This is a genomic window from Agrobacterium sp. D14 (genome assembly GCF_001526505.1).
In the GTDB taxonomy this organism is placed as follows: Bacteria; Pseudomonadota; Alphaproteobacteria; order Rhizobiales; family Rhizobiaceae; genus Agrobacterium; species Agrobacterium leguminum.
The window spans coordinates 1-19,722 of sequence record NZ_ASXX01000030.1 but is presented as its reverse complement, the minus strand read 5'-3'; the positions used below and the strand labels follow the sequence as shown (position 1 = coordinate 19,722).

17 protein-coding genes are annotated in these 19,722 nt (G+C 61.1%); 6 read left to right on the top strand and 11 right to left on the bottom strand.

Annotated features, from left to right (window positions below; all coding sequences use genetic code 11):
• The first annotated feature begins 187 nt into the window (after nt 1-187).
• Nucleotides 188-1,468: an ABC transporter substrate-binding protein gene (locus L901_RS16695; protein WP_059758844.1), complete on the top strand. Its 1,281-nt coding sequence runs from the start codon at nt 188-190 to the stop codon at nt 1,466-1,468.
• A 253-nt stretch (nt 1,469-1,721) separates the two neighbouring features.
• Nucleotides 1,722-3,704 carry a phosphatase PAP2 family protein gene (locus L901_RS27880; protein ID WP_059758829.1) on the top strand — a complete coding sequence of 661 codons (1,983 nt, stop codon included), beginning with the start codon at nt 1,722-1,724 and terminating at the stop codon, nt 3,702-3,704.
• Between the two features lie 56 nt (nt 3,705-3,760).
• Here the strand turns inward: L901_RS27880 and L901_RS16685 are convergent, their stop codons facing one another.
• The 5 genes from L901_RS16685 to L901_RS16665 form a co-directional block, all read right to left on the bottom strand.
• On the bottom strand, nt 3,761-4,984 hold the full coding sequence (locus L901_RS16685) for an MFS transporter (protein ID WP_059758826.1): 1,224 nt from the start codon (nt 4,982-4,984) through the stop codon (nt 3,761-3,763).
• Complete coding sequence (locus tag L901_RS16680; RefSeq protein WP_059758823.1) at nt 4,984-7,413, bottom strand: TonB-dependent siderophore receptor; 2,430 nt, start codon at nt 7,411-7,413, stop codon at nt 4,984-4,986. Before L901_RS16680 ends, L901_RS16685 begins: the two co-directional genes overlap by 1 nt.
• Nucleotides 7,414-7,523: 110 nt before the next feature.
• Complete coding sequence (locus L901_RS16675) at nt 7,524-8,492, bottom strand: FecR family protein (protein WP_059758820.1); 969 nt, start codon at nt 8,490-8,492, stop codon at nt 7,524-7,526.
• Nucleotides 8,493-8,576: 84 nt separating this feature from the next.
• Nucleotides 8,577-9,083, bottom strand: a complete 507-nt coding sequence (locus L901_RS16670) for a sigma-70 family RNA polymerase sigma factor (protein WP_020808834.1) — start codon at nt 9,081-9,083, stop codon at nt 8,577-8,579.
• Between the two features lie 197 nt (nt 9,084-9,280).
• Complete coding sequence (locus L901_RS16665) at nt 9,281-10,429, bottom strand: ROK family protein (protein WP_059758817.1); 1,149 nt, start codon at nt 10,427-10,429, stop codon at nt 9,281-9,283.
• A gap of 212 nt (nt 10,430-10,641) precedes the next feature.
• On the opposite strand from L901_RS16665, the gene L901_RS16660 reads away from it, so the two are divergent.
• Nucleotides 10,642-11,538: a glycerophosphodiester phosphodiesterase family protein gene (locus L901_RS16660; protein ID WP_059758815.1), complete on the top strand. Its 897-nt coding sequence runs from the start codon at nt 10,642-10,644 to the stop codon at nt 11,536-11,538.
• Nucleotides 11,539-11,671: 133 nt separating this feature from the next.
• Here L901_RS16660 and L901_RS16655 read toward each other — a convergent pair whose 3' ends face one another.
• Entirely contained in the window at nt 11,672-12,421 is a 750-nt protein-coding gene (locus L901_RS16655) for an SDR family oxidoreductase (protein WP_059758812.1), read from the bottom strand.
• A 95-nt stretch (nt 12,422-12,516) separates the two neighbouring features.
• On the opposite strand from L901_RS16655, the gene L901_RS16650 reads away from it, so the two are divergent.
• Nucleotides 12,517-13,425 carry an AraC family transcriptional regulator gene (locus L901_RS16650; RefSeq protein ID WP_059758810.1) on the top strand — a complete coding sequence of 303 codons (909 nt, stop codon included), beginning with the start codon at nt 12,517-12,519 and terminating at the stop codon, nt 13,423-13,425.
• Nucleotides 13,426-13,485: 60 nt separating this feature from the next.
• On the opposite strand, the gene L901_RS16645 is transcribed toward L901_RS16650, so the two are convergent.
• The 3 genes from L901_RS16645 to L901_RS16635 all read right to left on the bottom strand — a co-directional run bounded on the left by L901_RS16645 (nt 13,486) and on the right by L901_RS16635 (nt 15,105).
• The gene (locus L901_RS16645; RefSeq protein WP_059758807.1) at nt 13,486-14,055 is read right to left on the bottom strand and encodes a flavin reductase family protein; all 570 of its coding nucleotides are present in this window, start codon (nt 14,053-14,055) and stop codon (nt 13,486-13,488) included.
• Nucleotides 14,056-14,066: 11 nt separating this feature from the next.
• Nucleotides 14,067-14,402, bottom strand: coding sequence for a ferredoxin FdxA (fdxA, locus tag L901_RS16640; RefSeq protein ID WP_059758842.1), 336 nt, complete (start codon nt 14,400-14,402; stop codon nt 14,067-14,069).
• A gap of 103 nt (nt 14,403-14,505) precedes the next feature.
• Entirely contained in the window at nt 14,506-15,105 is a 600-nt protein-coding gene (locus L901_RS16635; RefSeq protein WP_059758804.1) for a superoxide dismutase, read from the bottom strand.
• 332 nt (nt 15,106-15,437) lie between these two features.
• Here L901_RS16635 and L901_RS16630 point away from each other — a divergent pair, with 332 nt between their 5' ends.
• Nucleotides 15,438-16,388, top strand: coding sequence for a bile acid:sodium symporter family protein (locus L901_RS16630; protein ID WP_020808814.1), 951 nt, complete (start codon nt 15,438-15,440; stop codon nt 16,386-16,388).
• Between the two features lie 49 nt (nt 16,389-16,437).
• Here L901_RS16630 and L901_RS16625 read toward each other — a convergent pair whose 3' ends face one another.
• Nucleotides 16,438-17,493, bottom strand: coding sequence for an aldo/keto reductase (locus tag L901_RS16625; RefSeq protein WP_059758839.1), 1,056 nt, complete (start codon nt 17,491-17,493; stop codon nt 16,438-16,440).
• A 185-nt stretch (nt 17,494-17,678) separates the two neighbouring features.
• On the opposite strand from L901_RS16625, the gene L901_RS16620 reads away from it, so the two are divergent.
• Nucleotides 17,679-18,584: a LysR family transcriptional regulator gene (locus L901_RS16620; protein WP_059758801.1), complete on the top strand. Its 906-nt coding sequence runs from the start codon at nt 17,679-17,681 to the stop codon at nt 18,582-18,584.
• An 81-nt stretch (nt 18,585-18,665) separates the two neighbouring features.
• Here L901_RS16620 and L901_RS16615 read toward each other — a convergent pair whose 3' ends face one another.
• On the bottom strand, nt 18,666-19,451 hold the full coding sequence (locus L901_RS16615) for a hypothetical protein (protein WP_059758798.1): 786 nt from the start codon (nt 19,449-19,451) through the stop codon (nt 18,666-18,668).
• Nucleotides 19,452-19,722 lie beyond the last annotated feature (271 nt).

The window sequence follows — 19,722 nt, the reverse complement described above, 5'->3', positions numbered from 1 at the left end:
CGCCTCCCGTCGATCTTTATGAAATTATTTTCACAAACCGATTTTCGCTTTTCCGCGTCGATTTGTGCGATTTATGTAAAACAAACAGCTTGACGTTTATTCTGTCAAGCCGCAAAACATTATAAATCGAATTAAGCAGAGGAGCTTCCGTTCGATTTATGAAAATGTTTTCATTGGGAGGATGAGCATGATGAAATTGTTTTCGGGCGTCAGCGCCCTTGTAGTGGCCTCTGTCGCCGGTCTTGCGACGGCCCAGGCCGAGACCCGCACGATTACTTTCCTTTTTACGGATGACGACCAGGGTTATGTGCAGCGCATGTCGGAACTCAGCAAGGAGTTTGAGACGGCCAATCCGGGTGTGAAGATCAATTTCGTATCTTCGGGTTATGACGCGGTTTCCAAGCAGCTGCCGGTGCAGCTTGCGGTGGGCGAAGGTCCTGATATCGCCAAGATCACCGACTGGCAGCTTGCGCCCTATTATCTCGACATGCGCCCCTATATGAAGGATGCGGAAGCCTTTGCGAAGCTGCATGGTTCCAGCCTCAACCAGCTTCGCCTGCCCAATGTCAACGATCCGCAGTCGATCAACGGTTACATGGCGTCGCAGACGCTGAACCTGCCCTTCGTCAACAAGACCCTGTTTGAGCAGGCGGGCGAACCCTTGCCCGGCCCGACCGCCAAGTTCAGCGAGATCGTCGAGGCTTCCGCCCGTGTCGCCAAGGCGACGGGCGTGCAGATTCCCTTCACCATGGACCGTTCCGGTCACCGCTTCTCCGGCGGCGCCTTTGCTTACGGCGCGACCTATGTGAAGGACGGCAAGTTCAGCTTCCCGGACGATGCGGCGAAAAAATATATCGCCGATATCTATTCATGGACGCAGAATGGCAGCTTCCCCAAGGAAATGTGGGGTGCGGCCGGCGGTTCGCAGTACAAGAACATGGGTGACGAGTTCGTCAACGGCAATGTCGTGACCTATCTGGCCGGCAACTGGATGGTCAATCCGTTCCAGAACAAGATCGGCGACAGTTTCGAATGGACGGCGATCAACGCGCCCTGCGGCGAGGCCGGATGCTACGCCATGCCCGGCGGCACCGCCATTGTCGGCTTCAAGCGCACCAAATATCCGGAAGATGTGGCTCACTTCATCGAATTCCTCGGCTCCGAAAAGGTGCAGCGGGAAATCGCCGAGAACTACGTCATCCTGACCGGCGCGGAGATCGTCGATCCGCAATACAAGCTGAAGAGTGAAGACGCCAAGGCGGCGATGAAGGTGTTCCTCGACAACAAGAAGAACGTGCCGCAAGCGGCTCGCGATTTCGAACGCGCCAAGGGCGGCAGCGCCATGTATCAGCAGATCGTGCAGCGCATGAGCCAGCTCATCGTCGGCGAGTTGACGCTCGACCAGACCTACAAGGTTCTGGAAGATGACGTCGCCAAGATCAACGAGGCCGTCGCGGTCAAGAAATAACGGCCCGACCGTCCGCCTCCGGCGGAATGATGAAGCTCTCGAACGATATGCCCGGAGCGGTGCTCCGGGCATACCGCGCCGTTTCCTTCCGAAGGCGGCGCATTTTCGCTGGAGGAATTGCCGCAGGGAGCCGTTCCCGGCAACCCATCGAAAAACTGAAATACGCTCCGTTTAAACCTGACGATGAGGCGCGCGGAACGCCGCGCCGCCTGTTTTCGTCACGCGTCACTCGCTGAAAATCATAGGATTCGTCATGGCCAGACTGAAGATGTCGTCTTTTCTTTCCGCACGCTCGAGCCTGCTCGCCTCCGTCGCATTGCTGGTTCTGGTTCCGGGCGCGCAGGCGTTCGATCGCACCGGCCCGGCAGGTGAGGGTTATGCCATCACGGTGCCGGAACCGACGGCAACATATCCGCTGCCTCTTGCCGACAATTATCGCAACCAGACCGGCAAGAATGAGAAGGGCGAGGCGGTTCGCGCCTATGATGACCGGGACAACCCGATCATCGAAATCCTCTCCGGTTTCAACCGCATCTGGACGCTTGGCGATGAAAAATGGGCGGATGGCGGGGCCAATGGCGATGGTCCGGCGGATTTCAGCCATGTGAAGATCGTCGATCCCGCCGTCTGGCAGGAGAACATGCGTTACGTGCTGTCCGTGACCGGCGAGAACCGCACCCGCGCCGCCGCTTTCGAAGCCTATATGAATGATCGCCGTTCGCAGGGTTACAGCGTCATCGACGGTATGGGGCCGCTTGCCGCCTGGTATCGCGAAGGGGCGGGCGCAACGACGACGATCAATCATACGCTCGCTGATTTCGACCCGAACGAGGTCATCGCCCGCAAGGAAGATGACAAGGGCACCGAGGCGGGTGCAGCCGATAGCGAGCTGAAGGATTTCGTCGCCTTCATGAAGGTGATACGCGGCCCGGAGGGCACCACGTCGCCGGCGAAATATTTCTATTCCACACCACGGCCCTGGCGCATGAACGACAAAGGCGAGGTGATCGAGACCGGCAAGGAAACGATTGGCGACCGCAGCTTCGAAAGCCATGAGAGCGATCCGGGCGTCATCGTGCCGGCGCTGAAATATGCGCGGGAAAATCGCGGGCGCGGCAAGGATGGCGGTTTTCCGAGCGGGCACACCAATGCCGCCTATCTGGCCGCCATTGCCTATGCCTATGCTGTGCCGGAGCGCTTTTCCGAATTGCTGACGGCTGCCTCCGAACTCGGCGAGAGCCGCATCGTAGCCGGTATGCATTCGCCGCTCGACGTGATTGGCGGCCGCATCACCGCAACCGCCATGGCCGCCGCCATGTTGCAGGACCCGAAAAATGCCGAGGTGAAGAAGGCCGCGCATGCGGCCTTGCAGGCCTATTTCACCAAACGCCTGCCGCAGGGCCAGTCGCTCATTGATTTCGCCCATGGCGCAAAGCCGGATGTCGACCAATTTACCGATGCGGCGAAGAACGGGACGGATTATCGCAGGCGCATGACCTATTCCTTCAGCCGCGACAGGGCCGCAGGCGATGCGCCGATGGTGGTGCCGAAGGGGGCGGAGGTCCTGCTGGAGACACGTTTGCCCTATCTCGATGCCGCCCAGCGCCGCGCCGTGCTGTTTTCCACCGGCATCGAGGCCGGTTATCCGCTGCTGGATGACAGCAATGGCTGGGGCCGCATCAATCTGGTCGCTGCCGCCAGCGGTTACGGCGCGTTTGACGGCGATGTCGAGGTGACGATGGATGCTGCCGCCGGCGGGTTCAATGCGGCGGACAGATGGACGAACGATATTGCCGGGGCCGGGCGTCTCGTCAAATCCGGCAGCGGAGCGCTGACGCTCGGCGGCCATAACAGCTATGGCGGCGGCACCATTCTCAGGGAGGGAACGCTGGTGGCGTCGTCCGTCGATGCGCTTGGAACCGGCGGCGTGCTGGTCAGCGGCGGCACGCTTTCGCTCGGCGGAGAGACGGATCTTGTCATCGGCGGCGATTATACGCAGTCGGGCGGCGCGCTGGCGGTCGACCCGCAGAAGGCTGCGCTTCGGATCAAGGGCAATGCGGTGCTGGATGGCGCGACGCTGAAGCTCGCTTTCGATGGCGGCGCGCCGGCCGCCGGCACGCGGTTCGACGTGATCTCCGCCAACGGCCTGACCGGGACATTCGCCACGATAGATGCGGGCAATGTGAAGCTGCGGCCGGTCTATACCGGCTCGGCACTGTCGGTGGTGGTCGAATAGGCCGATGCAAGAGGCCGGCCGGGCGCGGTTTAGGCCGCCGCGCCCTGAGGTTCGGTTCAAGAGTTCTGCCGTTGCATCAGCAGGAAGATGACCGGTGCGGCGAGCACCGAAACGACGGCGGCAATGATGAAGGAGGCCTGATAGCCGAATTTTTCGGCGATCGCGCCTGCGCCCAGCCCGCCGATCATGCCGACAACGCCATCCATGCACTGGAACAGGGTGAAATCGACCCCGGCCTGCCGCGGGTCGGACCAGCCCATGAAGCAGGCGTAAAGCGCGACGAAGCCGATGGACATGATGCCCGACGAGCTTGCCACCGCAACCGCCATGACGACCCATTGCGAAATATCGCGATGAACGCTGAAATAGGCGAAAAGGCACAACAGCGCCGTCTGCACGAAGATGGCGATGAGCAGGATTCGTGACGCACCGTAGAGGCGTACCAGCGTTCCGCCGAGCAGCGCGCCGGCGAAACCGACGATCATGCTGCCCACGCCATTCAGCGCGCCGATGGTGGCGAGATCGAAGCCGTAATCGACCAGGAACGGGCCGAGCATTGCCAGACCCCATTTCTGCGCGGCGACATAAACAGCCGCGACCAGAAGGCCGGTGCGGACTTCCCGTCGCTTGAGCGCATTTTTGATCGATGGCAGGTGGTCCCGTGTTTGCGTGACCGTTCTTGCCGCCGGGCCGAGCAGGAAGGGGAGCGCGAGCAGGATGACCAGCCCGGCCATGACCAGCGTGGCGCTCGTCCAGCCGGCGCGCTCCACCAGCACCAGAAACAGGCCGGCGCCGATGGCGGAGCCGAGATAGGAGCCGCCCACCTGTGCGGCATTGCCCCAGCCATGATGCTCTTCCGCCAGCGTTTCGACCGCATAGCCGTCGCAGGCGATGTCGACTGTCGCCGTCACCAGCGCGATCACCGACAGGATGGCGATTGCGACGGAAACCGGCGACGGGCCGGTGAAGGCAAGAACGGCGAGGCCGCAGGCGCAGGCGGCGATACCCGTGCCGACGATCACCCGCGACCGGTTCCTGCCGACGGGCGGCAGCCGGTAACGCTCCACATGCGGCGACCAGAGGAATTTCAGCGCCCAGGGCAGAACGACGAGATAAAGCAGGCCGATCTGGTCCAGCGGCAGCCCGGCGGTTCTGAGCACCGCCGGCAGGCCGAGAAAGGTCAGCCCGCCAATCACGCTCTGGCCGACATAAAGCCCGCCGACCGCCACGAAGACGGCGGCCGGCGACGGCTTGGTTGTGGCAGGGTTCTGCTGCAGCATCAGAAGCGATACCGGATGCTGCCGACGACCTTGCGGCCTTCGTCGTAATAGCAGAAGCCCGTGGTGCAGACCTGTTTCACCTCGTCGAGAAGGTTGGTGGCATTGATCTGCAGTTTCACGCCTTCCAGCGAGGGCAGGGCCTTGCCGAGATCGTAGCGCAGCGAGGCGTCGACGAAGGTGCGGGCCTCGTTGTCGAGAATGGGCGTGTGCTGGTTGTCGCCGAAACTCGACCCGACATAACGCAGGCCCGCGCCGATGCCGAGACCTTCAAGCGCGCCGCTCTGGAACTCGTAATCGGCCCACAGCGAGAAGGTGTGATAGGGCGAGGAATTGAGCTGCTTGCCCACCGTTTCCGACGTCAGTTTGGTGATTTCAACGTCGTTGTAGGAATAGGAGCCGATGAGGCTCCAGCCATTGTCGAGCGAGGCCGTGGCTTCGAGTTCCACGCCGCGCGAGCGCAGGTCGAGCTGGCGCAGCAGGTTGATGCCGGATGAGGTCTCGTAGACCGTCGCATTGTCCTGATCGAGATTGAAGAAGGCGGCGCTCAGCAGGGCGTTATATTGCGGCAGGGCATATTTCACGCCGAGTTCATATTGCTTGCCGACCGTCGGCTGCGCCTGGCCCGTTACCGTTCCCGTGGTGATGATGACGCCCGGATTGGCGACGAAGGAGGTGCCGTAGCTGACATAGGGCATAACGCCGCTGTCAAAGACATAACCGAGGCTGGCGCGGCCGGTCGTCTTGGTTTCATCGCCGTCATAGGTGGGAGCCGTTGCGTCTCCGACGGTCTGGGCCTGATATTCGGTGTCCAGCCAGTCGTGGCGGATGCCGGCCGTCAGGCGCCAGCGGTCGATTTCGACCTGATCCTGCGCATAGATGCCGAGCGTGTTCATCCGCTGGGTCAATATCAGCGATACATCCGGCACATAGGTATAGGTGTCGGTGAACAGGCCCGGCCCGCTGCCCTGTTTCGAGGTGTAGGACATGTGGCTGAAGTCGATACCGGTCAGCAGCGTATGTTTCGCAGGGCCGGTGTCGAATTCTGTCTTCAGGTAATTGTCGGCGGAGACGCCTTCATTTTCCTCGATGGTGATGCCGGGATAGTTGGCGAAGACCCATTGCTGGTCGGCCGAAAGGGCCGAATAACGCGCCTTGCTGTAGAAGGTGACGTTGTCGTTGATTTCATGCTCGAACTCATAGCCGATACGCCATTGTTTCTGCTCGAAATCATTAAAACGGGAATCGCCGCCATAAACCGGCGTCGCGCCGATCGACTTGCCGTCGCTGCCGTAATTGTTGATGTATCCCCAGGTGCCGCCTGTGGTGCTGTCCATATATTCGCCGAGCAGCGTCAGCTTGGTGCCGGCATCCGGCTGGAAGGTGAAGGCGGGCGCGATGAACAGCCGGTCGTCCTTGATGGCGCTGATTTCGTTGCGGCCGTCGCGGGCCACCCCGGTCAGGCGGTAAAGCATGGTCTTCTCGTCATCGACGGCGCCGGAAAGATCGAAAGCGCCCTGCACGCGACCGAAGGAGCCATATTGCAGCTCCACCTCGCGCAGCGTCTCTTCGGTCGGGCGTTTCGAAATGATATCGACGATGCCGCCGGAGCTGCTGGCACCATAGATGGAGGCGGCCGGGCCGCGCAGGATGGAAACCGCTTCCACGCCATAGGGCTCGAGCCGGGCGCTGCCGTTCTGGCTGCTGACCTGCCGCAGGCCATCGCGGAAAATCCCGGTGGTGCTGAGATCGGTGCCGCGCACCTTGAAGGCGTCGAAACGCGGCTCCGCGCCATATTGGCCGATGCGCGCGCCGGGCGTGTAGTTCAGCGCTTCCGAGAGGTTCTGCGGCTTCAGGTCATCGAGCTGCTTGCGGCTGACCGTGGTGATAGACTGGGCGGTTTCGGCAACCGGCGTATCGGTCTTGGTGGCGGTGCGGCCGGATTTGCCGACATAGCCATTGCTCTGGATGATGCCCCTGGCGCCTTCAAGGCCGGTGCCCTGCACGGTGATCGGCGCAAGCAGGGTGCTGCCGGCGGCAGCCGAGCCGCCGCTTTCGCCGGTCTGGCTGGCGGGATCGAAAATGCGGACGGTGTTGCCGCCGGCCAATGCATAGTTCAGTCCCGATCCGGCCAGAAGCCCGCTGACGGCCGCCGATACGCTGAGCGTGCCCTTGACGCCGGCCGTGCTGCGACCCCTGGTGATCGCGGAGGGGTAGACCATGCGCAGATTGGCCTGGCGGCCGAAGCTGAGAATGGCGTTTTCCAGCGGTCCTGCGGGAATGGAGACGGTGACGGTGGCAGGTGCGCCGCTTGCGGCGGGCGGTGTCTGCGCGCTGGCGGTCGTGGCGCCCGGACCTGCGGCGACGATACCCCCGATGATCGCCGTCGTCGTCAGCCAGAACCAGCCGCGTGCCTGCTTGCCCAAATTCATGTCATTCCCTCTCACTCGTGATCTCATGCCCCCCGCTGAAACGGGTCCTGATTGCCTAGAGTGAAAAGGCGTGCCGACTCCTGACGTCGGATTTGCGAAAAAAAGTTATTTTATCGCGAGCGGACGAAAACCAGCATTCCGGAAAGCCGCGATACCGAAACGGGAAGGCTTTCTTCGAGAATGGTGAGCGCCTGATCCGTGTCCTTGAGGTCGAAGATGCCGGAGACGTGCTGCCTCGCCGCCGCCTCATCGAGGATGACGATGCGGCCCCGGCGATATTGCGAGAGAATATCGAGAACCTCGCGCAGCGGCTGGCCGGAAAAGACGAGCTTGCCTTCGCGCCAGGCCATGCTGTTGGCGACATCCTTGCGGGCGCGCACTAGCCGGCCGTCGCCGCCAAGGGTCACGGCCTCTCCCGGCGTGAGCACGGCGATCTCGGCGCCTGTGGTTACCTCCACCCGGCCTTCCTCCACCTGCACCTCCTGCGGCAGCGCGCCATTGCCGGTGCGCACCGAATAATGGGTGCCGAGCGCCTTTGCCGTCAGTGCTCCATCCTCGACGATGAAAGGCCGCTCCGGGTTTTTGGCGACATCGAAATAAGCTTCGCCGCGAAGAAGGGTGATGCGCCGTTCCTTTTGCGAATAATGAACCGCAACCGCCGTGTCGGTGTTCAGGCTGATGCGGCTGCCGTCTTCCAGCGAAAGCATGCGTGTTTCGCCGATTTCGGTGTAATAATCCGCCTGCCAGCGGTCCTTCAATCCGCTTTTCTCCGCAAAAAGCGCCGCAAGCCCGATGAGGCAGAGACCGGCAACACCCGCCAGCATTGCCCGGCGAGGTCCACGCCGTTTTCGCTGTTCAACCGGCGCAAGCTCTATATCGCCAAGCTCGCCCCAGAGGCTCTGCATGTCCTCATAGGCGCTAGCATGGGCGGCATCGGCCCGCAGCCAGACATGAAACGCCTCGCGCTCCGCTTCCGTCGCGTCTCTGGATTGCATGCGCGCCACCCAAAGCGCGGCCTCTTCGGCCAGAGCGTCATCGGTCAAGCCGTTATCCTTCAGACCGTCCGGGCGCTTGTTCATGTCCTGATCTGCCGTTTGTTGCGTGCTGAGATGTGGTCCTTTTCCCTTATAGAGTGAAAAAGGATGCGAACACCTGATGCCGGTCTACATTTTTATTTGCGCGCGAACCTGACGGCAGTGCAGCAGCGCCTTGATGATGTGTTTTTCCACCATGTTGCGGGAAATGCCGAGACGGGCGGCGATTTCGCCGTTGGAATGGCCATGCAGGCGGCTGAGCACGAAGACCTGCTGGCAACGCTTGGGCAGGGCCTCGATGGCCCGCGCCATCAAAATAAGGTGCTGGCGCCCGGCGACGATCCGCTCCTGCCCCGGCTCTTCGCAGGCAACGGCAAAGCCCGCTTCGTAAGGTGCAAATAGCGGCCGCTCGCGCGACTGGCGAATGGCGGTCAGGCGGGCGACGGACCGGGCGATCTGGAAGAGATAGGCCTGTGGATTGTCGATCAGCGTCGCATGAGAAACCTCCAGCGCCCGCAGCAGGGTTTCCTGCATGGCGTCGGCGGCGTCTTCCCGGTTCTGCAAGCGCCGGCGGAAAAACCGCATCAGGCGGCTTTCCTCCTCGGCATCGAGAACCTGTAACAGGGCTTTGCTCATCAATCGACCCGGTGACGTATTGGCTTGGCGCATGAAGCAGCCGGATATGCTGCGTCATGTCGCGATAAACATGATAGTTGTAATCATATTTATCGCCTTCGGATGCAAGCTGCCAACCAGTAAAAAACCGGGGGCGAAATCAGGCTCACGTTTCCGTGATGATTGTTGCGGGATTACATCAGCCCGCTTGGGCTGAGCTACAGGAAATAGCGCACCCTGAGCGGCAGCAGCGCCGCACCCATGGCCGAGGGATCGCCCTGGGTCTCGCTGAGAACCAGTTTCGCCTCCTTCGGGCCGACACCGTAACGATGTTCGCGCCGGGAGGGCATGTGCGCACGTTCGATCATCATCCGGCCAAGCGCGCGCGGCAATTGCCCACCAAAGACGATGGCCTGCGGATCGAGAACCGCGATCAGGCTTGCCACCAGCCTGTCCACCTGCGGCATGGTTTCGCTCAACCATTCCTCGACGCCCGGCCATGCGGGGTCGAACTGCTGATAGAGCGGTTCGATCGAGTGGATGTCGACGCCGTTTTTCTGCAACGTCGTGATCAGGTATTGCAGGGCGGGCCGTTTGGGCGATTCATCCGGGCTGTATATGCCGCTGAATTCGCCGGCATTGCCGTGAAAGCCGTGAAACGGCTGGCCGCCGAGGATCAGTCCGCCACCGAAACCGTAGTTGAACGACAGATAGGCGAAGGTCTGGCACCAGGAGCCCACGCCGCGAAGGCTTTCACCGATTGCGCCGGTGGTGGCATTGTTCTCCAGCCAGACCGGCAGGCGGAACCGTTTCTCAAGGATCGGCTTCAGGTCCATCAGCGACCAGTCGCGCAGGGGCTCCGGCGCATTGAAGGCGCGGTCCTCAGACACGAAAAAGCCGGACATGGAAAAACCGAGGCCAAGCAGGCGCTCGCGCGGGATGCCGTGTTCCGGGAGCAGCCGTTCGAGGGCCTGCGACAATGCGGCGAGCGTTATCTCCCGGTCTTCCGGAAGCATCTTCAGTTTTTCCTCGACGACCACGTCGCAGCGGAGATCGGCGATGCAGATCACCACGGAGTCGGTGTTGATGGAAATGCCGAGCGAATAGGCCGCTTCCGGCACCAGTTCGATGGTGGGGCTCGGCTGGCCGCGTGTGCCCTTGAGCGGCGCCCCGGTTTGCAGAAGCCCGCGCTCCAGCAGGCCTTCGATCAGCCGGTGCACGGATTGCTGGGTCAGGTTGGTGTGGCCGGTGATCGATGCGCGGGCGATGGGGCCGTGGCGGCGGATGATATCGAGAACGAGGCGCTCATTCTCGCTGGCAAGCGGCTGGCGGTCGAAACTCTGGGGCTGGGTCTGATCCATGGTCATCGCTCTGGATAATGGCTGTGCTGGGCGGCGGCAATGCGGACCACCGTGGCTGACATAATTTTTCATGGATCCTGTTATAAATATTACACTATGAGTGTATTAAATCCAGACGGTCAACAACCGGTTCGCAGGAGCCGCCTTGGCCGTGGGCACGGGGAAAGTCTGACCCCGGCAACCAGCGCCGGTAAACACAACGTCTGAAAGTGAAAATCATGCATCAAACCCTTGCCGCCTCCCGAGATACCTCCAGCCCCTGCAATGTCCTTGCGCTCTGCTCGCGCGACAATCCGGCCATCCTGACCATCGCCCATCGCGGTTTCTGGACCGCCACCGCCGAAAATTCGCTGGCTTCCGTCCGTGCCGCGGTTACGGCGGGGGTAGAGATGATCGAGATCGACACGCAGGCGACGGCCGATGGCCGGCTCGTCGTCATTCACGACGGGACACTCGACCGCACGACGACGGGGAAGGGCATCGTGAACGCGCTGCCCTTCGAGGTGGTCCGCGCGGCAAGGCTGAAGGCCGGCGCGGGTGGCGATGCGGCTGACGTGACCGATGAATGCGTGCCGACGCTGGAAGAATTGTTGGAGGAGGCGCGCGGCAGGATCGCCGTCAATATCGACACCAAATTCGCCCGCGATCTGCCGCTGGTCATGGAAACCGTGCTGCGGCTCGATATTCAGGATCAGGTGCTGGTGAAGACCGATATCGACCCGGAAGCCGCCCGTTTCGAGGTGCTGGATGCGCACTGGTTCGGCAAGATCCCGCATATGCCGATGTGCCCGGTGCGGAAGGGCAAGTTTGCGGAGGATTTGCGCCGTATCGAGGCGTTACGTGCGCCGATGATCGAGGTGAAATTCACCGATATAGCCGATCTGGCCGAAGGTCGTGCGGAGATGGAGCGCCAGAACATCCGTCTCTGGATCAACACGCTCGACGTCGCCCATTGCCTCGATTTTAACGACACGCGCGCGCTGGCGGACCCTGAAGCCGTGTGGGGCGCTCTCGCCGAGGCCGGCGTCGGAGCGATCCAGACGGATGAGGTCGATGCTTTCACCGGCTGGCTGAAGACGGCCCCCGGCGCGACCGGTAGAGCATGGGCAAGATGAGCAAGCGTCTCGACGCGCCGTCGCCATCGTCCTGGTAAAGTCGATGGCAGATGTGTTGAAACATCTGCCGTCTGCATATCAGCCGGCTGAAACGCCGCAACCGAGCAATGTCCGGTCAGGCCGCCATCGGTCGTCAGTTCGCCCGAGACAGCGCAATTGCATCAGGACCTGCGGGAAAACGAAGCTGGCCGGATAGGTCATGGACGGCGCTCCAGATCGCTTCGGCGACATCGTCTTCGCTGGTCGTCATGGCCGGTTTGGCGAAGCCTTCAAGGATTGGTCCCGCGAAGTCCATGTAGTCTTCCGGCAGCAGCCGTTCCAGCGGCAGGATGGCGTTTGTCGTGAAGCGGGTGGTCGGGGCATAGCCCGGTTCCACCAGCTTCACCCGGATGTTGAAATGACCGAGTTCATGCGCAAGCGAGCCGGAGAAACCTTGAATTGCCTGCTTGCTGGCGGTGTAGGCGGCGGCGAGCGGGAAGGAGGCGAGCGTGGCGCTGGATGTGACGTTGATGATGGTGCCGGACCGGCGCTTTCGCATCTGCGGGATTATCGCCTGCGTCATTGCCATCGCACCGAAGCTGTTGGTGTCGAAGATCGTGCGGATTGCCGACATTGGCGTTGCTTCAAAAGCGCCGACCATGCCGATGCCGGCATTGTTGACCAGCACGTCGACCGGACCTGCCGCATCGATCAGCGCCGCGATGCTTTGTTCGTCCGTCACATCCAGCGGCAGGACGCGCAACCGCTCAGTGTCGCCAACGAAGCGGTCGGGATCCGGATGCCGCATGGTCGCAACGACATTCCAGCCACGCGAAAGGAAGAGCTCTGCGGTTGCCTTGCCATAGCCCGATGAGGTGCCGGTGATGAGGATCGTTCTGGTCATCATAATCTCCATTGTTCGATATGGACGGAGATAGACGACCTGTTCTGGATGATATATGCTATGAACTCCGTAATTTATTATTGATCGTCCAGACAATGGATCCTCTTAGCGATATCATCGATCTTTTGCGGCCGAGCGCCGCCGTTTCGAAGCCGATTTCCGGGCGAGGCCGATGGGGCGTGCGTTATCGCGCCTATGACGCCCCGGGTTTTGCCGTGGTGCTGGCCGGTGCGGCTTGGGTCATGATCGATGGCCGGGAACCGCTGCGGCTGGCGCGTGGCGATTTTCTGCTTTTGCCCTCCACGCCCGCCTTTTCGCTTTGCAGCGATACCGACGTCGACTGCATTCCGGTCGAGCCGCAAGACCAGGCGGTGCGGCATGGGGAACGGGAAGGGGAGCCCGATTTCGTTGCGCTCGGAGGAAGTTTCACGTTCGAGCGGGTCAATGCGGCGCTGCTGCTTTCGTTGATGCCCGAGCTGATCCATGTGCCGTCGGGTGAGGGCGAAGCATCCCGGCTGGCGCGTCTGATCGAATTGCTGGCGGAAGAATGTGCGCGCGAGGATGCGGGCAAGGAACTGATCATCCGGCGCATGCTGGAGGTTTTGCTGGTTGAAGTGCTGCGTCGGCCGAACGCGGGCAACGAGGCAATTCCGGCGGGACTGGTGAAGGGAATGCGTTTGCCGGGGCTTGCCCGCGCATTGTCCGCCATGCACGCCAATATCCGCGCGAACTGGACCGTGGCTGAACTGGCCGGCATCGCCGGCATGTCGCGCTCGGCCTTCGCGGCGCGTTTTAATGAAATGCTCGGCTACGCGCCGATTGAATATCTGGCCCGCTGGCGGATGGCGCTTGCCAGGGACGCGCTGATGCGCGGGGTGAAGTCGCTCGACGATATCGCGGATGAGATCGGTTATGAATCCGCCAGCGCATTCAGCACCGCTTTCCGCAGGAGAACGGGTGTCGCTCCGGGCAGCTTTGCCCGTGCGAACAGCAACAGGTACTGACTGCGCGGATTTTCTTCAGCCGTGCAGGTCACGGCGACTGCAGGAGCCTTCTCGGACCATCTAGAGGGAGTGACGTTGATCCGTGCCGGTATAGGCGCGTTCGCTCCAGAGCAGGGCTTTGCGCAGCCGATCTGACATCGCTTCGGTTATGGCGCCCACGAACAGAATATGGTCTGCGGCATCGATGGAACCGACAAGTTCGCAGTCCATGGACAGAAGCGCATCGGCAAGTCTGGGGCTTCCTGACGGCCAGGCATCCCAGTCTCCGATGCTGAACCGGTCCGGGTGATTTCCCTTGCCCGCAAAGACATCGGCAATCTCCTCCTGTCCTCTGGCCAGTGCCGCAACGGAGAAGCGTCGGCTCGCTGCGATGAGATCGACCATGCGGCTGCTGGCGTCGATGGAGATCATCAGAAGCGGCGGTTCTGCGCTGAGCGGCATGAAGGAGGTGATTGTGCGCCCAACCCGCTCTCCGGCGTGGCAGACCGCGGCCACCGCCACGGTGAAACTTAGGCCGGCCATTGAATCCTTGAATTCACGCGGGGAGATCATCGGAGAGGCGCAAGCTTTCAGCGGAACATGCGCGTGATTGACCACACCGCCATCGATCAGCCTGAGATTGTGAGACATGATGTGCCGGGCTAACCGCCCGCTCCCGGATTTTTCGAAAAAATGGACATCTTCGCCGCAGCGCCATTCATGATGTCGGCATTGTCAGGCGGTGACTTTTTCTGATGCACTCTTGGCCAGATGCCGGAATAGTGGCGATTGAGCTCGAGCCAGACATGCAGTCCCGCTTCGGTATCCGGCCGGATCGCGGCGGCGGGACATTCGCCCTCGCAAATCCCGCAGTCGATACATTGATCGGGGTGAATGACGAGCATGTTCTCGCCTTCATAAAAACATTCGACCGGACAGACTTCCACGCAGTCCATGTATTTGCAGGCGATGCAGTTTTCGGTGACGACATAGGGCATGAGACGCTCGAAGGGAGTTGCAGCCGGACGGCGGCTGTCCGGCTGCGCCTGATCCGGCCGGCCGCCCAGGGCAGCGGGACCGGCCGGATCGGTGGGGCTCAAATCAAAGGCGGGCGGCGACCGCCTGCCAGTTCACCAGATTGTCGAGGAAGTTTTCGAGGTAAGCGGGGCGCTTGTTGCGGAAATCGATGTAATAGCTGTGTTCCCACACATCGCAGCCGAGAAGCGCCTTCTGCCCGGAGCAGAGCGGATTGACCCCGTTTTCGGTGCGGGTGATCTTCAGCGAACCGTCGGTATCCACCACCAGCCATGCCCAGCCCGAACCGAACTGGGAGGCGCCGGAGAGGGCGAAATTCTGCTTGAACAGCGCGACCGAGCCGAAGGACTGCGTCAGCGCATCTTCCAGCACCTTGGGGATCGCATGATTTTCCGGCCCCATGATTTCCCAGAAGAGATTGTGGTTCCAGTGCTGGGAGGCATTGTTGAAGATGCCGGATTGCGCCACCGCACCCTTCTCATAGGTGCCCCGGACGATCTCTTCGAGGCTCCTGTTTTCCCATTCGGTGCCGACGATCGCCTTGTTGAGATTATCGACATAGGCCTTGTGGTGAAGATCGTGATGGAACTTCAGCGTCTCCTCGGACATGCCCGAGGGGGCGAGCGCATCATGGGCATAGGGGAGGTCGGGAAGCTGGAAAGCCATGGGGTATCCTTTGTCAACTGTTCGCTCAAGAGCATGGAAAGAGCCTTGCGAAAACAAGGTGACAGTACTTCTAGGACCTCAACCATGGTTCAGGTCAAGAGGTTTTTTTAAGGGTGAAGGAACCGCAATCGAATGCCGGATTTGTCTCGCGATCCGCCGGAATGCGGCAGCCATGGATTGCGATCTGACATCGCCGAAAGCCCGGTCGCCGCGCCATCGGCGTTCAATCTTTTTCCAAATGGTTCATGGAGCGGCCGCTCGTCGTTCGTTGTGACCTTGACACAGTGACATCGCGGTCTAGACGGATCAGGTGTTCATTTTGGAGTATAGACATGAAAACACTGGCAGCCGTTTCGGCTTTTGTAGGCAAGACCTTTGCCGCCTGGGTCATCCTGTTCGCCGTGCTCGGCTTCTTTTTTCCGGATACGTTCAAGCAGATTGCGCCGTGGATCGTCACGCTTCTGTCGATCATCATGTTCGGGATGGGGCTCACACTTTCGGTCGATGACTTCAGGGAAGTCGTAAAAAGGCCGTTCGATGTGACGATCGGCGTGCTCGGCCAGTTTCTCATCATGCCGCTTCTGGCGGTGCTGCTCACCCGCATCATTCCCATGCCGCCGGAAGTCGCGGCGGGCGTCATTCTGGTCGGCTGCTGCCCGGGCGGCACATCGTCCAATGTCATGACCTATCTCTCCAAGGGCGATGTCGCCTTGTCCGTTGCCTGCACCTCGGTCACCACGCTTGCCGCGCCGCTGGTGACGCCGTTCCTCGTCTGGCTGTTTGCGAGCCAGTTCCTGCCGGTTGACGGCTGGGCCATGTTCCTCAGCATCGTCAAGGTCGTTCTGGTTCCGCTCGCTCTCGGCGCCGCCCTGCAGAAGCTGCTGCCCGGTCTCGTCAAGACCGCCGTTCCAGCATTGCCGCTGGTGAGCGTCATCGGCATCGTCCTCATCGTTTCGGCGGTGGTGGGAGGATCCAAGGCGTCCATCGCCCAGTCCGGGCTGATGATTTTTGCCGTCGTCGTCCTGCATAACGGGCTTGGCTATCTCCTCGGTTACCTCGCGGCAAAGGCAACGGGCCTGTCGCTTGCCAAGCGCAAGGCCATTGCGATTGAGGTCGGCATGCAGAATTCGGGCCTTGGCGCTGCACTTGCCACGGCCTATTTTTCGCCTCTCGCCGCGGTGCCGAGTGCCATTTTCAGCGTCTGGCACAATATTTCCGGTGCAATCCTGGCAAACTGGTTTTCGGGCCGGGTGGACGCAGGCTCTGCCAACAAAACCGCCTGATGCTCGGCATCTGTCAGGCCGCCCGTCGTTCAGGCGGCCTGACCCCGCCTTAGAACGGCATGGTCTGACGTGCTACGGTCGGTGGATTAAGCCGGGCAAAGCCCTCCTGGCGCTGATACGGGAAATGCGGATAGGGAGCAGTCGTCTCGCTGGCCTCGTCCAGCTTCGCTACCTGTGCGGACGTCAATTCCCATCCCACGGCATCGAGGTTCTGGCGAAGCTGTTCCTCATTGCGTGCGCCGATGATGACCGTGGAAACAGTGGGGCGTCTGAGCAGCCAGTTGAGGGCGACCTGCGGCACCGTCCTGCCGGTTTCTTCCGCGACAGCGTCGAGCGCATCGATGACGCGGTAGAGATGTTCATCATTAACCGGCGGGCCGAAGCTGGCGGTCTCATGCAGGCGGCTACCTTCGGGCAGCGGCGCGCCGCGGCGGATTTTTCCGGTCAACCGCCCCCAGCCAAGCGGGCTCCAGACCATTGCGCCAAGACCCTGATCCGCGCCGAGCGGCATCAGGTCCCACTCGTAATCCCGGCCGATCAGGGAATAATAGACCTGATTGACCACATAACGCGGCCAGCCATATCGATCCGCGACGGCAAGCGATTTCATGATCTGCCAGCCGGAAAAATTCGAGACGCCGGTATATCGCACCTTGCCGGAGCGGACGAGCGCATCGAGCGTCGACAGCACTTCCTCAACCGGCGTGAAGGCATCGAAGGCATGGAGTTGAAGGATGTCGATATAGTCGGTCTTTAGGCGGCGCAGGGCGTCATCCACCGCGCGCAGCAGCCGGAAGCGGGACGAGCCCGCCTCGTTCGGACCGTCACCCATCGGCAGGCTGGTCTTGGTTGAGATCAGAACGCTGTCGCGCCTTCCCTTGACGGCTTCGCCGAGCACGTCCTCCGATGCGCCATTGGAATAGACATCGGCGGTATCGAACAGGTTGACGCCGGCTTCCAGACAAATATCGATCAGGCGCCGGGCTTCCGTGGCGTCTGAATTGCCCCAGTTGCTGAAGAGCGGGCCGGAGCCGCCGAAGGTTCCGGTGCCGAAACTCAAGACCGGCACTTTCAGGCCGGATTGGCCGAGATGACGATATTCCATGGGGCGTTCCTTTGTTGCTTCGAAATGGTCGCGGGCGGGGCTATGGCCGCGCCGCGCTTTGTCCATCGCGTCATGATCTGGCAGATGAAGATTGCGATGCGTTTCGATCGCCGTCTGAAGATAGACGCTCGCTCTTCAATGAAATAGAATGCCGAAAATACTTTCACTTGTGAGATGAAGTCATCATGGCGCGACTGGAGATCAACCGGGCAGGGGAGATGGAAATCTTCGTGCGGGTCGTCGAACTCGGCGGTTTTTCCCGCGCGGCCGCGGCGGCGAACATGACGCCTTCTGCGGTGAGCAAGCTGATCGCACGGCTGGAAAGCCGCCTGGGCGCGCGCCTGCTCAACCGTTCCACCCGGCAGCTTCAGATAACGCCGGAGGGCTGCGCCTTCTATGAAAGGGCCACACGCATCCTAGCCGATCTCGAAGAGGCCGAACGCGCCGCCGGTGAGGGTGAGCAGCCTGTCGGCCGCGTGCGGATCAACACCAGCGCGTCCTATGCAACGCATATTCTTGCGCCCATCCTGCCACGGTTTCTGGCGCTTCATCCGGGCATCACGCTCGATATCGTCCAGACGGATATGGTGGTTGACCTTCTTGCGGAACGCATGGATGTCGCGGTGCGCGCCGGGCCGCTCAAAAGCTCAACTCTCGTTGCCCGGAAACTCGGTGAGACAGGGATGGTCATCGCCGCCGCTCCGGCTTATCTGCAGCGCTGTGGCGTGCCGCAAACCATCGCCGATCTGGAAGATCACAATCGGCTCGGATTCGGTTATGCCCGGTCAGTCGACGGGTGGCCGTTGCGGGATGCTGGAAAGACCGTGGTCATTCCGGCGACGGGGCGCGTGCAGGTCAGCGACGGAGAGGGCCTTCGCCGTCTTGCCCTTGCCGGTGTCGGGCTGGTTCGCCTTGCCGCCTTCACAGTGCGGGAGGATATCGCCGCCGGCCGGCTTGTCTCCGTGCTCGATCACCTCGATACGGGTGAGACGGAGATGTTTCATGCCGTTTATGTCGGCCAGCGCGGGCCGCTTCCCGCCCGCATCCGGGCCCTGCTCGATTTTCTCGGCGAGCACGGGCGGGTGAAATGACCTTTTGATGGCATCGGAAGTTGCGGCGGGGATGAAGACGGCAGGAGGCTGAAAAAAAAGAGTATCCGGCTGACCGGACGCCTATGGTCTCGGACCGGACAGCGTGAAGGCGCCAGCCGATTTCAGCGCAATGTGTGTTTCGCCGGCAAGTGTGCTTGGTATCGCGCCGCAAAGGCTGCCCGTCGTTACGACATTGCCCGCCTTGAGCATTTCGCCTGTGTTGAATGCCGCATTGGCAAAGGCGACCAGCGGCGCGAGCGGATCGCCATTCGGATGTTTTACCCCGGCATCGAACAGCGATACCGACCCCTCGGTAACGGTGAGCTGCGGCAGGTTCTCGCCATTTCCGGCAAAGACATCCACGATGTGCTTATTGACTTCCGGGCCGATGACGAAACCGTGGTTGGCGAGGCGATCCGCGAGAAAAAGCGGAAACGGCACCTGATTTTTCTCCACCAGCCTGTAGCGGAGAAGTTCAGCGCCAAGATGAACCTTGTCGATAAATCCTATCAGGTCAGCTCTTGTCATCGGCCCCGCCGCCGCCGCAGGGATATCCGCCGAAAGCGTAAAGCAGATCTCGACCTCGATGCCTTCGGTGCCGTCATGCGGAAAAGAAGCAGCATTGGCTTCATCGACCCGCACACAATCGAACATGGGCGCCCCAATGGCCTCGCCATCCGCGCGAATCGCCAGTTTCCAGCCGGCAACCGGTTCTGCCCGACTCTCAGCAAAAGCCCGCTGGACCGCCATAGCCTCTCCAAGCGTACCGGGAATGAGACCCTCCGCCTGCACCGCCGCCAGAGAAATCTTCGCCCCCTCGCGGCTCGCTGTAGTGAAGCTTTCCGCCAGTTTTTCGATTGCCGCCATTGCGTCCATGATCTCCGTTGTTCTCGAACGCCAAAATGTTGTCACGATTTGGCGTTCACTGCCAAGGCCATCAATGCCGGGTTTGACCACATCGCCGACTTTAAGGACGTGCGGCGAAGGGCATTGTGCGGGGTTTATGGGAGAGCAAATGAATAGTGTTTATGGTTGACAGCGTCACAAAACATAAATTCAAGCGTTTGCTTCTGGGTTCCCTTAGCGTATTCGTCCCTACCACGACGTAGAACAGAGAGTTGACGCATGACATTGCCAT

What these genes read in the sequence shown, in the direction of transcription:
- L901_RS16695 (WP_059758844.1), top strand. Translation starts at nt 188, where the DNA reads ATGATGAAATTGTTTTCGGGCGTCAGCGCCCTTGTAGTGGCCTCTGTC.
- L901_RS27880 (WP_059758829.1), top strand. Translation starts at nt 1,722, where the DNA reads ATGGCCAGACTGAAGATGTCGTCTTTTCTTTCCGCACGCTCGAGCCTG.
- L901_RS16685 (WP_059758826.1), bottom strand. Translation starts at nt 4,984, where the DNA reads ATGCTGCAGCAGAACCCTGCCACAACCAAGCCGTCGCCGGCCGCCGTC.
- L901_RS16680 (WP_059758823.1), bottom strand. Translation starts at nt 7,413, where the DNA reads ATGAATTTGGGCAAGCAGGCACGCGGCTGGTTCTGGCTGACGACGACG.
- L901_RS16675 (WP_059758820.1), bottom strand. Translation starts at nt 8,492, where the DNA reads ATGAACAAGCGCCCGGACGGTCTGAAGGATAACGGCTTGACCGATGAC.
- L901_RS16670 (WP_020808834.1), bottom strand. Translation starts at nt 9,083, where the DNA reads ATGAGCAAAGCCCTGTTACAGGTTCTCGATGCCGAGGAGGAAAGCCGC.
- L901_RS16665 (WP_059758817.1), bottom strand. Translation starts at nt 10,429, where the DNA reads ATGACCATGGATCAGACCCAGCCCCAGAGTTTCGACCGCCAGCCGCTT.
- L901_RS16660 (WP_059758815.1), top strand. Translation starts at nt 10,642, where the DNA reads ATGCATCAAACCCTTGCCGCCTCCCGAGATACCTCCAGCCCCTGCAAT.
- L901_RS16655 (WP_059758812.1), bottom strand. Translation starts at nt 12,421, where the DNA reads ATGACCAGAACGATCCTCATCACCGGCACCTCATCGGGCTATGGCAAG.
- L901_RS16650 (WP_059758810.1), top strand. Translation starts at nt 12,517, where the DNA reads ATGGATCCTCTTAGCGATATCATCGATCTTTTGCGGCCGAGCGCCGCC.
- L901_RS16645 (WP_059758807.1), bottom strand. Translation starts at nt 14,055, where the DNA reads ATGTCTCACAATCTCAGGCTGATCGATGGCGGTGTGGTCAATCACGCG.
- fdxA (WP_059758842.1), bottom strand. Translation starts at nt 14,402, where the DNA reads ATGCCCTATGTCGTCACCGAAAACTGCATCGCCTGCAAATACATGGAC.
- L901_RS16635 (WP_059758804.1), bottom strand. Translation starts at nt 15,105, where the DNA reads ATGGCTTTCCAGCTTCCCGACCTCCCCTATGCCCATGATGCGCTCGCC.
- L901_RS16630 (WP_020808814.1), top strand. Translation starts at nt 15,438, where the DNA reads ATGAAAACACTGGCAGCCGTTTCGGCTTTTGTAGGCAAGACCTTTGCC.
- L901_RS16625 (WP_059758839.1), bottom strand. Translation starts at nt 17,493, where the DNA reads ATGGAATATCGTCATCTCGGCCAATCCGGCCTGAAAGTGCCGGTCTTG.
- L901_RS16620 (WP_059758801.1), top strand. Translation starts at nt 17,679, where the DNA reads ATGGCGCGACTGGAGATCAACCGGGCAGGGGAGATGGAAATCTTCGTG.
- L901_RS16615 (WP_059758798.1), bottom strand. Translation starts at nt 19,451, where the DNA reads ATGGCGGCAATCGAAAAACTGGCGGAAAGCTTCACTACAGCGAGCCGC.